This is a genomic window from Simiaoa sp. (assembly GCF_051972595.1).
Lineage (GTDB): Bacteria > Bacillota > Clostridia > Lachnospirales > Lachnospiraceae > Acetatifactor > Acetatifactor hominis.
This window is the reverse complement of sequence record NZ_JBOKRY010000032.1, coordinates 1-14,915: the sequence shown is the minus strand read 5'-3', so window position 1 is coordinate 14,915 and position 14,915 is coordinate 1. Positions and strand designations below refer to the sequence as shown.

General features: G+C 49.1%; 12 protein-coding genes. All 12 read left to right on the top strand.

Features of this window, described 5'->3' with window-relative positions:
- The first annotated feature begins 177 nt into the window (after positions 1 to 177).
- The gene (argC, locus tag ACTRDR_RS10915; protein ID WP_440527519.1) at positions 178 to 1,236 is read left to right on the top strand and encodes an N-acetyl-gamma-glutamyl-phosphate reductase; all 1,059 of its coding nucleotides are present in this window, start codon (positions 178 to 180) and stop codon (positions 1,234 to 1,236) included.
- Between the two features lie 39 nt (positions 1,237 to 1,275).
- The gene (locus ACTRDR_RS10910; protein ID WP_176865143.1) at positions 1,276 to 1,737 is read left to right on the top strand and encodes a GNAT family N-acetyltransferase; all 462 of its coding nucleotides are present in this window, start codon (positions 1,276 to 1,278) and stop codon (positions 1,735 to 1,737) included.
- A 29-nt stretch (positions 1,738 to 1,766) separates the two neighbouring features.
- Entirely contained in the window at positions 1,767 to 2,990 is a 1,224-nt protein-coding gene (gene argJ / locus ACTRDR_RS10905) for a bifunctional glutamate N-acetyltransferase/amino-acid acetyltransferase ArgJ (protein ID WP_440527517.1), read from the top strand.
- Positions 2,991 to 3,062: 72 nt separating this feature from the next.
- Positions 3,063 to 3,944 (top strand): acetylglutamate kinase, encoded by an 882-nt coding sequence (gene argB, locus ACTRDR_RS10900; RefSeq protein ID WP_440527516.1) that lies wholly within the window; start codon positions 3,063 to 3,065, stop codon positions 3,942 to 3,944.
- A gap of 4 nt (positions 3,945 to 3,948) precedes the next feature.
- Positions 3,949 to 5,142 (top strand): aspartate aminotransferase family protein, encoded by a 1,194-nt coding sequence (locus ACTRDR_RS10895; RefSeq protein WP_440527514.1) that lies wholly within the window; start codon positions 3,949 to 3,951, stop codon positions 5,140 to 5,142.
- 16 nt (positions 5,143 to 5,158) lie between these two features.
- Positions 5,159 to 6,610 (top strand): sugar ABC transporter substrate-binding protein, encoded by a 1,452-nt coding sequence (locus ACTRDR_RS10890; RefSeq protein WP_440527512.1) that lies wholly within the window; start codon positions 5,159 to 5,161, stop codon positions 6,608 to 6,610.
- A gap of 77 nt (positions 6,611 to 6,687) precedes the next feature.
- Positions 6,688 to 7,116, top strand: a complete 429-nt coding sequence (locus ACTRDR_RS10885; protein WP_440527511.1) for a DMT family transporter — start codon at positions 6,688 to 6,690, stop codon at positions 7,114 to 7,116.
- A gap of 113 nt (positions 7,117 to 7,229) precedes the next feature.
- Entirely contained in the window at positions 7,230 to 7,880 is a 651-nt protein-coding gene (locus ACTRDR_RS10880) for a helix-hairpin-helix domain-containing protein (protein WP_440527510.1), read from the top strand.
- A gap of 50 nt (positions 7,881 to 7,930) precedes the next feature.
- Positions 7,931 to 8,647, top strand: coding sequence for a response regulator transcription factor (locus tag ACTRDR_RS10875; protein WP_440527509.1), 717 nt, complete (start codon positions 7,931 to 7,933; stop codon positions 8,645 to 8,647).
- 360 nt (positions 8,648 to 9,007) lie between these two features.
- A complete protein-coding gene (locus tag ACTRDR_RS10870; protein WP_440527507.1) occupies positions 9,008 to 10,531 on the top strand; it encodes a sensor histidine kinase in 1,524 nt (507 codons plus the stop codon).
- A 13-nt stretch (positions 10,532 to 10,544) separates the two neighbouring features.
- Positions 10,545 to 11,465 carry a GerMN domain-containing protein gene (locus tag ACTRDR_RS10865; RefSeq protein ID WP_176865129.1) on the top strand — a complete coding sequence of 307 codons (921 nt, stop codon included), beginning with the start codon at positions 10,545 to 10,547 and terminating at the stop codon, positions 11,463 to 11,465.
- A 91-nt stretch (positions 11,466 to 11,556) separates the two neighbouring features.
- Entirely contained in the window at positions 11,557 to 14,607 is a 3,051-nt protein-coding gene (locus ACTRDR_RS10860; RefSeq protein WP_440527505.1) for a ComEC/Rec2 family competence protein, read from the top strand.
- Positions 14,608 to 14,915: the final 308 nt, after the last annotated feature.

Genomic DNA, 14,915 nt, shown 5'->3' with positions numbered 1-14,915 from the left:
AAGAATATTTGATGATATTTATATGACGAAGTAACCACCATAAGCAAAAAGAAAGCTGCGCAGCAGCGATTTTGCGAATGGGATTCTGAATAGTTCCAAAGCAGAATTGCGGGAGCAGCTTGCTGCGAAGCAATTCGTTGACACAGAAATGCAATGAAACGAGTGTGAGGTAGAAAAATGATCAGAGTAGGAATCATCGGAGCAACCGGTTATGCCGGAGGAGAACTGGTACGTATCCTGTTGAACCACAAGGATGCCAAAATCGTATGGTACGGTTCCCGAAGCTATATAGATAAGAAATATTATCAGGTATACCAGAACATGTTTCAGCTGGTGGAGGATATTTGCAAGGACGACAATCTGGAAGAATTGGCGAAGCAGGTGGATGTGATCTTTACCGCGACCCCTCAGGGATTCCTGGCGGGACTTCTGACCGAGGAGATTCTCTCTCAGGTGAAGATCGTGGATCTGTCCGCGGACTATCGTATCAAGGATGTGGCTACCTATGAGAAATGGTACGGCATCGAGCATAAGTCTCCGCAGTTCATCGAGGAAGCGGTATACGGACTCTGCGAGATCAACCGTGACAAGATTACAGAGAAGACCAGACTGGTAGCAAATCCCGGCTGTTATACCACTTGCTCGATCCTGACCGCTTACCCTATGGTAAAGGAAGGCATGATCGATGTGAATACCCTGATCGTGGATGCCAAGTCCGGAACCTCCGGTGCAGGCAGAGGAGCCAAGGTGCCCAACCTGTTCTGCGAAGTGAATGAGAATATGAAAGCATACGGTGTGGCAAGCCACAGACATACCCCGGAGATCGAGGAGCAGTTAGGCTATGCGGGCAACTGTCAGGTGACCATTAATTTCACACCACATCTCGTACCTATGAACCGTGGTATTCTGGCAACCGAGTATGCAACACTGAAGAGAAAACCGGACGGCACACTTCCTACTTATGAAGAGGTAAAGGCTGTCTATGATAAATATTATGCAAACGAGAAATTTGTCCGTGTACTGGATAAGGGCAGCTGCCCCGAGACCAAGTGGGTGGAAGGCAGTAACTACGTGGATATCAACTTCGTCATCGACGAGCGTACCGGACGCATCATTATGATGGGTGCACTGGACAATCTCGTAAAAGGCGCTGCCGGTCAGGCAGTACAGAATATGAACCTGCTGTTCGGACTTCCCGAGAGCGAAGGGCTTAAGCTGGTTCCCTGCTTCCCTTAAAGCAGACACAGGACAAGGACGAAAGGATTACATACATCAATGAGCAAACAGTTTACGATCAAACCAATGACCATAGAAGATTATGACGGTCTGCATGCCCTCTGGATGACCATTCATGGCTTCGGTATCCGAAGCATCGATGATTCCAGAGAAGGTGTGGAGCGTTTTATCAACCGGAATCCCGGTACCAGTGTGGTAGCCATCGGGGAGGATGGAACCGTAGTGGGCGGCATTCTCTGCGGTCATGACGGACGACGGGGCTGTCTGTATCATGTATGTGTGAGAGAAGATCATAGAAGACTTGGCATTGGAAAAGCCATGGTGGTTCACTGTATGAATGCCCTGAAAGAAGAGCACATCAATAAAGTCAGCCTGATCGCTTTTACCCAGAATGATATCGGTAATGCTTTCTGGAAATGCATTGGCTGGACGAAGCGGGAAGACCTGAACTATTACGATTTTACCCTGAACGAAGAAAACATTACGGCGTTTAATCAATAGAAACAAAATCGAAAGGAGATTATTCCAATATGAAACAGATCCAGGGCGGTGTGACCGCAGCAAAAGGCTTTGAGGCAGCAGGTGTTGAGGCTGCCATTAAATATCAGAATCGTAAGGATATGGCACTGATCGTAAGTAAGGTTCCCTGCACTGTGGCAGGTACTTTTACCTCCAATGTGGTAAAGGCGGCTCCTGTGCTGTGGGATAAGCAGATCGTGGAACATTCCGCATATGCACAGGCAGTGGTAGTTAATTCCGGAATCGCCAATGCCTGCACCGGCAAACAGGGACTGGACTGCTGCGAGGCTGAAGCAAAATGTGCCGGAGAATTGTTAGGAGTGCCCACGGATGCAGTACTGGTAGCATCCACCGGTGTCATCGGTATGCAGATTCCCGTAGATAAGATTACCGCTGGAATCAAAAAGCTGGTGGCAGCGAAGGCGGACACCTTAGAGGCCGGTTCCGATGCGGCTCATGCCATCATGACCACCGATACCATTTCCAAGGAGATTGCCATTGAGACCGAGATCGGCGGCAAGACCGTGACATTAGGCGGTATGTGCAAGGGCTCCGGAATGATCCATCCGAACATGTGCACTATGTTAGGCTTTGTAACCACCGATGTGAATATTTCCAAAGAGATGTTACAGAAGTGCGTCAGCGCAGACGTAGTAGATTCCTTTAACATGATCTCCGTGGACGGCGATACTTCCACCAATGATACACTGTTAGTACTGGCGAACGGTATGGCAGGCAATGAGGAGATCACCGCAGAGGGCGAAGATTACGACAAGTTCTGCAAGGCATTGCATGAGATCACCACGTTCCTGGCCAAGAAAATGGCAGGAGACGGCGAAGGGGCAACCGCCTTGTTTGAGACCAAAGTGATCCATGCAGCCAGCAAGGAAGATGCCAGAACTCTGGCGAAATCCGTGATCTGTTCTTCCCTGACCAAGGCAGCTATCTTCGGACATGATGCCAACTGGGGACGTATCCTCTGTGCACTGGGCTATTCCGGAGCCGGATTCGATCCGGAAAATGTAGATCTGTATTTCGAGAGCAAGAGCGGCAAGATCCATATTTTCGGTAATGGCGTGGCATGTGATTACAGCGAGGAAGAGGCTACGAAGATTCTCTCCGATCCGGAAGTCACCGCCCTGGTGGATATGCATATGGGTGATGCGGAAGCAACTGCATGGGGCTGTGATCTAAGCTATGACTATGTGAAGATCAACGCAGACTATCGTTCCTAAGACAGTGCGCGACATACGGAAGAAATAAGTGACGGGCGGATCGGATATCTGCGGAAAGGCATGGACAAAATAATGGAAAAAGATATGGAACAGGTAATGAAAAAAGCAGAAGTGCTGATTGAGGCGCTTCCTTACATACAGAAATTCAATCGTAAGATCATTGTGGTAAAATACGGCGGCAGCGCCATGAGCAACGAAGAACTGCAGAAGAATGTCATCAAGGACGTGACACTGTTGAAGCTGGTAGGTTTCAAACCCATCATCGTGCACGGCGGCGGCAAGGAGATCAGCCGCTGGGTCGGCAAGGTCGGCAAAGAGGCGAAGTTTATAAACGGTCTGCGTGTCACCGATGATGAGACCATGGAAATCGCCGAAATGGTACTGAACAAGGTGAATAAGAGCTTGGTGACCATGGTGGAAGAACTGGGGGTCAAGGCAGTCGGTGTCAGCGGTAAGGATGGTGGACTGCTTCAGGTAGAGAAAAAATATTCCGACGGTCAGGACATCGGTTATGTGGGGGAGATCACCGGCGTGAATCCCGATATTCTCTTCGATATGCTGGAGAAGGATTACCTGCCCATTATTGCACCCATCGGACTGGACAAAGATTATCACACCTATAATATCAATGCGGATGATGCAGCCTGCGCGATCGCAAAAGCAGTACATGCAGAGAAACTGGCATTCCTGACAGATATCGAAGGTCTGTACAAGGATATCAACGACAAGTCCACCTTTATCTCCAGACTGACCGCCTCCGAGGCAGAGGGACTGATCCACGACGGTTACATCGGCGGTGGCATGCTGCCGAAGTTAAACAACTGTACTTCCGCCATTCGTAACGGCGTAAACCGTGTGCATATCCTGGACGGACGCCTGGCGCACTGCCTGCTGCTGGAGATCTTCACCAATCAGGGTATCGGTACCGCGATCGTATCCGATGAGGAGGAATAGAAAAATGAGTGACACCATGAAAGAATATATTGCAGAGGCGGAAAAAGATTTGCTGCATACCTATAACCGGTACCAGATCGTTCTGGATAAGGGGGATGGTGTGTATCTGTATGATACAGACGGTAAAAAATATCTGGATTTTGTGGCCGGTATTGCTGTGTTTGCACTGGGATATCAGAACAAAGCATACAACGATGCACTGAAAGCACAGATTGACAAGGTGATCCACACTTCCAATTATTATTACAATGTGCCTGCCATCGAAGCGGCAAGAAAGATCAAAAAAGTATCTGGCATGGATCGCGTCTTTTTCACCAATTCCGGCGCGGAAGCAGTGGAGGGTGCCATCAAGGCAGCCAGAAAATACGCCTATCTGAAAGACGGCTGTACCGATCACGAGATCATTGCCATGAACCATTCTTTCCACGGCAGAACCATGGGAGCTTTGTCCGTAACAGGCAATCCCAAGTATCGTGAGGCATTCCAACCTATGATCGGTCATATCAGATTTGCCGATCTGAATGATTTTCAGAGTGTTCTGGATCAGGTGACGGACAAGACATGCGCTATCATTATGGAAACCGTGCAGGGCGAGGGCGGACTGTATCCCGCTACCGGGGAATTCTTAAAGCAGGTACGTGATCTGTGCAATGAACGGGATATCCTGCTGATCTTAGATGAGATCCAGTGTGGAATGGGCCGTACCGGCTACATGTATGCATGGCAGCGTTTCGGTGTGAAGCCGGATATCATGACATCAGCCAAGGCATTAGGCTGCGGCGTGCCGGTAGGAGCATTTATGATGACAGAAAAGGTTGCACAACATTCTCTGACCGCCGGGGATCACGGAACTACCTACGGTGGCAACCCGTTGGCCTGCGCCGCTGTGGAAAAAGTGCTTGATTTATTTGAAGAGGACCATATAATAGAACATGTGAGAGAGGTGGCTCCTTATCTGGAACAGCGCCTGAACGAACTGGCAGACAAATACGACTGCATTAAGGAACGCCGTGGCGTGGGACTGATGCAGGGACTGGTATTTGACCATCCGGTAGGAGACATTATTAATAAGGCATTGGAGAAGGGATTGATCCTGATCAATGCCGGTGCGGATATTATCCGTTTTGTACCTCCTCTCGTAATTACCAGAGAAAATGTGGACGAAATGATCGCTATTTTGGACACCTGTATCGAATAAGAGGTTTAAGTTAAGTATGTTTTTGAAAAAAAGAATTATTGCAACAGCAGCTGTGATCGCCATGGCTGCTGCAGCTGTTTGCGGAAGTACGCAGGAAATGAGTCAGACGCAGGATACCGGAGATCGTCTGCAGTTATTTCGCGGGAAGGAGACCATCTACTGCTGGTATTCGGATGAGTCTCTGTCCGGCTATATCAATGCAGCAGCGGTGTCTTTCGGAGAACAGAATAAGGTCCGTGTGATCCCGGTGCTGACTTCCGACAGTGAATATCTGGAGGCGATCAATCAGGAGACACTGCATTCCGATCAGATACCGGATATATATCTGTTAAGCAGTGACTCCCTGGAGAAGGCTTATCTTGCGGGACTGGCATCGAAAGTGCCGGATACGGAGGGAATCTGCGATACGGATCATTTTTCCCCGGCAGCACTGGCAGCGGTGACCTATAATGATAAGATCATAGGGTATCCCGTGTACTTTGACACCAGCGCACTGGTATATAATGAAGACTATCTTAAGACCTGGGCGACGCAACAGGCGGAAAAAGAGCTGGCCGGCAGCAGTGACAATGACGAACCGGTAGGAGAAGGTGAGGAGATCATCGAGGAAGATTCTCTTCCGGAGGATCAGACCACAGAGCAGGCTGCCGCGGACGAGGCAGCAGTAAACGCACTGGCGGAACAGTATTTCGCCAAAGCACTGCCCTCTACGGTGGACGATCTGTTGAACATTGCAGACACTTTTGATGCACCGGAGGGTGTGGAAGGTGTCATGAAATGGGATGTGAATAATATTTTCTATAATTACTGGATCGTGGGTAATTACATGATCGTAGGCGGTGACCCCGGTGATGACAGAAATGACATCAATATCAATAATCCGGAGACCATACAGTGTCTGGAAGTATACAAGGCGCTGAACCAGTTCTTCTTCATCGAGTCCGACACTGTGACCTATGATTCCGTGATCCAGGACTTTATTGATGGAAAGACCATGTTTACCATCGGTACCACGGATGTGGTAAAGCGGCTGGAGGATGCAAAGACGGACGGCAGTCTTACATTCAATTACGGAATTGCCCGTATGCCGGATGTCAGTGCCGAACTTCAAAGCAGATCCCTGTCTGTTACGGGAGCGGCAGTTATCAACGGTTATTCGGAGCACAAGGAACTGGCGGATCGTTTTGCGGCGTATCTGGCGGAAGGATATTCTGACGGATTATATGAACGTTCCGGTAAAATGCCGGCAAGCCTTCATGCGGCAGAAAATGCGGACAACGGAGCACTCACCGTATTTGCCGATGAGTATGCGGACAGCGTATCCCTTCCGAAAATGCTGGAGACAGGGAACTTCTGGATGCAGCTGGAGGTATTGTTCTCCAAGGTATGGAACGGTGAGGATGTGACAACACTGGTAGAGCAGCTCGCGGGAACAATAGCCGAACAGGTGGGAAGTACAGAGAACTAGAACAATGCAATAAAATATGAATGAAGGAACCGGTCACAGGATAGACTACTACTAAAAAGAAAAGGTGGTAGAATCCTATGATCGGTTTTTTGATTGCATTATTATCCGGAGCACTGATGAGTATTCAGGGCGTGTTCAATACCCAGGTGACGAAAAACTCAGGCATCTGGACCGCCAGTGCTTTTGTGCAATTTACGGCACTGTTGGTATGTCTGGGCGCATGGCTGTGCACGGAGCGCACTTCTTTTCTTAAGGTATGGCAGGTGGAGCCGAAATACATGCTTTTAGGAGGCGCCATCGGTGCATTTATTACGTATACCGTAATTCGCAGCATGGATGCCCTGGGACCGGCGAAAGCGGTCATGCTGATCGTGACCGCACAACTGGCAGTGGCGTATGTCATCGAACTGTTCGGGTGGTTTGGCGTGGAGAAGCAGCCATGGGAGTGGCGCAAGGCGGTCGGCATGGCGGTGGCAATTGTGGGAATTATCATTTTTAAGTGGTAACGGAATAGTTATCACAATACGAAAACGGCTTGTAAATTCCGCGTGATTCCAGTACAATAAAAATTAACAGCATAGAGAGGCAATCCCCTGAAAAGAGCGACAGGAAGGGGACTATGATGTTTTTTAAAGTTATTTCTAAAATAAAATATAGGTGTATGATCATTCTGTTGGGATGCATTGCACTTCTCATGGCAGGCTGTGGGGGGAAGGACGAGGCAATTATTTTGCTTCCGTCCGGAGAGTCTGTGGCAGAATATCCGGAGCTGGAAGCCGTGGAACAGGACGCGGAGACTGTGGATAACAACGTGGCGTTATCGGCAGCGGAGACGATAAACAAAACACAGATGGTGTATGTCTATGTCTGTGGGGCCGTGTATTCACCGGGAGTCGTGGAAATCGCGGAGGGCAGCAGAGCAGAAGAAGCCCTGCGCCTGGCGGGCGGTATGACACAGGAAGCGGATCCCTTTTATGTGAATCTGGCGGAGACGGTGACGGATGGACAGAAGTTGTATTTTCCCACGACAGAGGAAGCTAAGAGGCTGGAGACTGCGGCAAAAGCGGCGGAAGAGGGACTGGTGAATATCAATACGGCATCCGAGGAGGAATTGTGTACCCTTCCCGGAATCGGAGTTTCCAGGGCAGCGGACATTGTGCGTTACCGGGAGAAAAACGGCAGTTTTCAGACCAAAGAAGATATTATGAAGGTATCCGGGATCAAACAGAATGCCTATGATAAGTTATGTGATAAAATTACGGTGCAGTGAGAGTGGCATAGCACCGGGAAGAGAAAAGTAAGATAGAGAGGTTGAGGAAGATGGCAGGCAGGAAAGTGCTGGTAGTGGATGATGAGAAGCTGATCGTGAAGGGAATCCGTTTCAGTCTGGAGCAGGACAATATGGAAGTGGACTGTGCCTATGACGGAGAGGAAGCCCTGCAGATGGCGAGTAATAAAGAATATGACATTATATTGCTGGATGTCATGTTACCGAAGCTGACTGGTTTCGAGGTCTGCCAGCAGATCCGCGAATTTTCCAATGTGCCGGTGATCATGCTGACCGCCAAGGGAGACGATATGGATAAGATCCTGGGGTTGGAATACGGTGCCGACGATTACATAACGAAACCTTTCAATATACTGGAAGTAAAGGCGAGAATCAAAGCAATCTTCCGCCGCATGGAGCCGAAGAAGGGAACTGCGGAGAATACCGTTATCTTAGAGAGTGGCGATCTGAAGCTGGATCGTGAGGGCAGAAGAGCCTACATCCAGGGAAGAGAGATCGGTCTGACGGCCAAAGAATTCGAAGTACTGGAGCTTCTGATGCTGAATCCGGACAAGGTATACAGCAGAGAGAATCTGTTAAAACTCGTGTGGGGCACGGACTATCCCGGAGATGTGCGTACCGTGGATGTACATATCCGGAGACTGCGCGAGAAGATCGAATTGAGTCCCAGCGAACCGAGGTATGTCCATACCAAGTGGGGCGTCGGCTACTATTTTAATGATAAACTCAGCCATGGACAGAATGCGTGACTGCTTGCAGGCAAAGCATTCTGTCCATGAGCGGAGTGAACGAACATGAGCAAGGAGGACGATAGTCCGGAATGCGAATGGGCGTTACGATTTCGAGAGTGCGAAGCACGAAGAAATCGTATATCATGTCATGGAGTCGGATGAGCGTGACTGCTTGCAGGCAAAGCATTCTGTCTATGAGCGGAGTGAATGAACATGAGCAAGGAGGACGATAGTCCGGAATGCGAATGGGCGTTACGATTTCGAGAGTGCGAAGCACGAAGAAATCGTATATCATGTCATGGAGTCGGATGAGCGTGACTGCTTGCAGGCAAAGCATTCTGTCCATGGGCGGAGTGAATGAACTGAGGTTTTTATATTGTGAAGAAATGGAATAAAGAACGATTCATAACTATATGGGAAAAAATAGAGAGCATGATCGAACTTCGAAGCCTTCGTGCCCGTATTTTCCTGTTGATCCTGTTGATCGGTCTCGTGCCCTGCATTGCCATGCGTCACGGCATTGTGAATAATTATGAGGATATGGCAGTGGAACAGCGGATCACCGTGGTGCAGAACCAGCTGATGATCCTGGCAAACCACCTGGTCAGCAACAATTATTTGAGCAGCCACGGTGTCAGAGAGGATACCGGCAATTCCAGAGAAGTCATCAACGCGGAGCTGGAGATGCTGTCCAATCTGTACGAAGGCCGTGTGATGATCATTAACAAGAACTTCAAGGTTGAGAAGGATACCTACGGCATCAGTGAAGGGAAGACGATCATTTCCGAGGAAGTCATTAAGTGTTTTCAGGGGGAAAATGTCTCTCACTACGACCCGGAGCACGGTTACATAGAGATGACGACTCCCATCATGGATACCACAGCCAATACCACGGACGAGAACGGCAAAAGAAATCCCGATGCGATCCGTGGTGTCATGCTGACCAGTATTTCCAATGACAGTATTGTAAATGCTAAGGAAGTGTTGAACCGGAAGGCATATATCATGGAAGTGATCATGATCGTGGCGATCCTGGCACTGGCAATCGTGTTGTCCCAGGTGCTGACGAAGCCGTTCAACCGGGTTACCCAGGCGATTAATGCGGTACGGGAAGGCTTTAGCGATGAGACCATATCAGTCCCGGATTATGTGGAGACCGTACATATTGTAGATGCGTTTAACCAACTGTTAAAACGAATGAAGGCACTGGATGATTCCAGACAGGAGTTCGTGGCAAATGTGTCCCATGAACTGAAGACTCCCATGACATCCATAAAAGTTCTGGCAGATTCTCTGCTGGCACAGGAAGATGCCCCGGCGGAACTGTATCGTGAGTTCATGGAGGATATTGCCTCAGAAATCGACAGAGAGAATCAGATCATCACAGATCTGCTGGCTTTGGTAAAAATGGACAAGAAGGTGCAGGATCTGAACATTGTATCATTGAATATCAATGATCTGACAGAACTGATCCTGAAGAGGCTGCGCCCTATCGCCAGAAAAAAAGATGTGGAAGTCGTATTTGAGAGCGTTCGTCCCGTAGTGGCGGAGGTTGATGAAGTCAAGATGACGCTGATCATGACGAATCTGGTGGAAAATGCCATTAAATACAACAAGGATCATGGCTGGGTAAAGGTGGTACTGGATGCGGATCATCAGTATTTTACTTTTGAAGTCAGTGATTCCGGTATCGGCATCCCGGAGGAATCCCTGGCACACATCTGCGAACGTTTTTATCGTGTGGACAAGTCCCATTCCAGAGAGATTGGAGGAACCGGACTGGGGCTGGCGATCACCAAGAGTGCCGTGCTGATGCACAAAGGATCCCTCACGGTGACCAGCACAGAAGGACAGGGATCCTGCTTCCTGGTGAAGATTCCGCTAATGTATATAGCGTCTTAGAAGGACTGTGACTATGAAGAAAATAATAAGTTATATGATGACAGGAATATTGCTGTTGTCGTTTTTGTTGACCGGATGTGGTAAGACAGAACCCCAGACCGGGAAGAAAATGTCCATGTATTATATCAATACAGCGGAGACGAAGGTTGAGGTACATGAACAATATCTGAACACCAAGACACCGGAAGAACAGGTGGATGAGACCATGAGGTATCTATCCACAACTCCGGAAAAGCTGGAATATAAGGCACCTTTGGATATGGGATTCCAGGTCCTGGATTATGAAGTAGAAGATGGGAAACTTTTGATCAACGTAAACAAGGCGTATTCGGAACTGTCTCCCACTACGGAGGTGCTGGTGCGCGCAGCCATTGTAAGAACGCTTACGCAGCTGCCCGATGTGAAGTATGTGGGCATTACCGTAGAGGACAGTCAGCTGTACGATAATGCCGGGGAACTGGTAGGATGGATGAATGCCGATCAGTTTATCAATAATGACGGTAACGAGATCAATACCTATGAACTGGTGAAGGTAAAGCTATATTTTGCCAATGCGGACGGTGACAAACTGATCGCTGCATACAGAGAAAAGCATTATTCCACCAACACGCCCCTGGAGCGTTTTGTTGTGGAAGAACTGATCACCGGTCCCAGCGGACAGATCGAGGGCTTATATCCGGTGATCAATCCGGAGACGAAGATCGTCAATATCCTTACTAAGGACGGCATCTGTTATGTGAATCTGGATTCGAATTTCCTGACGGTGGTAAATAACGTATCTACGGAAGTGGCAGTTTACGCTATCGTGAATTCGTTGGTAGAACTGGATAATATCAATAAAGTACAGATCCTGGTCAATGGCGAAGTGCCGACTACCTTCAGTAATTCCACTTTTGAGAGAAACCTGGATTATGTAACAACTTTGGAACAGTAAATATATACGGATATGGAGTGCTTTGCATTTTATCGCAGAGACAGTCCGCTCTGTGGTGCAGGCGTGTAAGACGTTTGCAGAAAGGAATTTAATGAGACGACCGCTTTTTATGGCGTGTTTGTGTCTCGTGATAGTAATCACTATAATGAAAATACTGACAGGCGCAGGCACCGGCGGAGACGCCGTGCTGCCGCCTGACGGAAGTCCGGTGAGAATCACGGGACGGATAGACACGAGAACTTCTGAAGTAATTATTCTGCAATGTATTTCTTTGATCCACGAGGATCAGACCTATTCCTATTCTGGAAAATTACAATGTGAACTGGACAATATGAAAACGGCAATGATCACTGCAGGTGCTGTGACCGGAGAAGAGGCAAGCCTTAAGATCGGGCAGCAGATTATCCTGGAGGGGACATTTTCACATTTTGCCACGGCAACGAATCCCGGTGAATTTGATGTGCAGCGTTACTATGCGGCGAAAGGTATTGGCGGCAGAGTGCGAAAGTCACAGATTCTGGCAGTTGGGGAGAAGTATAGTTTTTTGAAGGAAAAACTGTATGGATTCCGGCAGGTATTGCATGACAGGCTGGCAGAAGTTTTTCCTGCAAAAGAAGCCTCCGTTATGCAGACATTGCTGCTTGGGGAGAAGGAGGAACTGGACGCGGAGGTAAAGGCGCTGTATCAGAAAAACGGAATTGCCCATATATTAAGTATTTCGGGATTACATATTACTTTGCTTGGAATGGGGGTATACCGGTTGCTTAAGAGACTGGGGTTACCTGTCAGGGCGGCAGCAGTGGGTGGTGCAATGCTACTTCTTATGTATGGTGTGATGGTGGGCATGAGTGTGTCCGCCAGCCGTGCCATCGGAATGTATCTGTTGCAGATGCTTGGGATATTTGTGGGCAGGACTTATGACATGCTGACAGGGTTGGGACTGATGGCACTATTGCTTGTCATACAGGAACCGGAGAGGCTTTTTGATGTGAGCTTTTTAATGTCCTTCGGAGCGGTGCTGGGGATCTGCATTCTGACACCGGTGCTTTCCGGGGACAGCAGGGAAATGGACGCAGATGCGGAGTTAGAAGGCAAGGAGATATCGGTATGGCCGGTATGGCTTCGGACTGTGGCAGATATTCTGGGTGATTCCGCCTATGCGAGAAACAAGTACCGGGAAGGCTGGCGAAAGGTGGCGCATGAAGGAATTCAGCGTATGGTGTCGGCGGTCAAAGGAGGTTTTGCCGCCAGCGTGGGAGTCATCCTGTTTACACTGCCCGTACAGTTATGTTTTTTTTATGAGATCCCGGTCTATTCGGTGTTGCTGAATTTGTTGGTGCTGCCATTTATGAGTGTGGTAGTGGCGGGAGGAATCCTGTCGTTGATTCCGGGACTTGGACTTGTCGGAACAGTGGATTGTCTGATTTTGTGGTGGTATGAATGGATCTGCGTGCGGTTCGCCCAATTGCCAGGAGCAATTTGGTGCGTGGGGCGCCCTGAGGTATGGCAGATCGTTTGTTATTATGTCGGGATACTTCTGCTGGTCTTCGGCAGAGAATATGTGGAAGCATGGAAGAAGCGGGGAACATATGGGGAGAAAAATGTTCCGGGAGACAGGCAGCATTCTGCGAGAACCCCATGGTGTCTTAAAATGAGAGGAGCATGGAAGAGACGGGGAACATATGGGGAGAAAAATGTTCCGGGAGACAGGTTGCATTCTGCGAGAACCCCATGGTGTCTTAAAATGAGAGGAGCATGGAAGAGACGGGGAACATATGGGGAGAAAAATGTTCCGGGAGACAGGCTGCATTCTGTGAGAACTCTCTGGTGTCTTATAACGAGAGGAGCGGATGAAAGTATCAGGAATAGAAAAAAGGATTGCAACGGAGAGATGATACAACATTCTGACAGACGTTTTGGAATATGTCCCACGGGAGTGCAGAATGCGTTGGCAAAATTTCGGTGTGCATGGCAGGGAGCGATGACATATATGAACAGAGTCCCGCACCTGATCGTAGCAGTAATGATCTTAGGATTATTGATTGGTTTGCTCACAGGAAATTTTGACCGTGGGAGTCGAGTGACTTTCCTGGATGTGGGGCAGGGCGACGGCATCGTGGTGGAGACCGGGCAGGGAGCCTATCTTTTCGACTGTGGCAGCACCAGCCGGAAGAACATCGGGGAATATGTGCTGAAGCCTTATCTTAAGAGCCGTGGGATCCGATCCCTCCGTGGAGTGTTTGTATCCCATCCTGATGAAGATCACATGAATGGTGTAATCGAATTGCTGGAGAATGGTGCGGACTGGGGGATAGTCGTAGAGCAGCTATTCCTACCGGCGATTGCGGAAGGAAAGCGTACAGAGTCTTTTGTCACGTTGCTGGCTGCGGCGGAAGTGGCAGAAGTACCGGTGAGTTACATAAAATGCGGCGATGAGATCAGAGACAGTCAACTTAGGTTGTTGTGTCTGCACCCGGAGGAGAATACGACCCTTGCAGATGCCAATGCCTATTCGGAATGCTTCTATGTGGAGGTATTTGCGAAGAAGATAAAGCAGGAAGCAATAGACGACAGAAAAGCAATAGACGACAGAAAAGCAATAGACGACAGAAAAGCAATAGCCGACAGGCAAGCCAAGGACGCGAGTGAGGGATCTGCCATGGAAGGTTCCGGTGAAAATGGTAATTTTGCTGGCAACGGTAGTTTTGCTGGTAACGGTGAAAGGAAGGATTTCAGAATGAACGATGGGAAGATAAACATACTCCTGACTGGGGATGTGGAAGGAGAAGGTGAACGGCAATTGATGCAGGAATTACAGGCGTTACAGCAACCACAGTCACTGCAGGAATCCCGGAGATTGCAGGAACAGCGTGGACAGAGGGAGTTCAGGGTAGATATACTAAAAGTGGCTCATCACGGCTCCGGATATTCCACCGGCACCGAGTTCCTTGCCACTGCCAGTCCTGCCATAGCGATCATATCCTGTGGCCGCAACAATTCCTATGGACATCCCCATGCTGAGACTCTGCAGCGCTTAGAGGACGCCCGGGTTCCCTGGTATGGGACCATGGACTACGGAGCCCTGACAGTGACTGTCGATTCTCATGGAAATCGCCTGCATGGGTATCTGAGTGGGAAATAAGTGCTGCAGGAATTGAGAGGTCGGGGCGTGACAGAAGAAAAAGTCAGGATAAGCCCCGAGGAAGTCGCAGTGGCGGGGTGTGACAGAAGAAAAAGTCAGGATAAGCCCCGAGGAAGTCGCAGTGGCGGGGCGTGACAGAAGAAAAAGTCAGGATAAGCCCCGAGGAAGTCGCAAAGCCGGGGCGTGACAGAAGGAAAAGCCAGGATAAGCCCCGAGGAAGTTGCAAAGCCGGGGCGTGACAGAAGGAAAAGCTAGGATAAGCCCCGAGGAAGTCGCAAAGCCGGGGCGTGACAGAAGGAAAAGCCAGG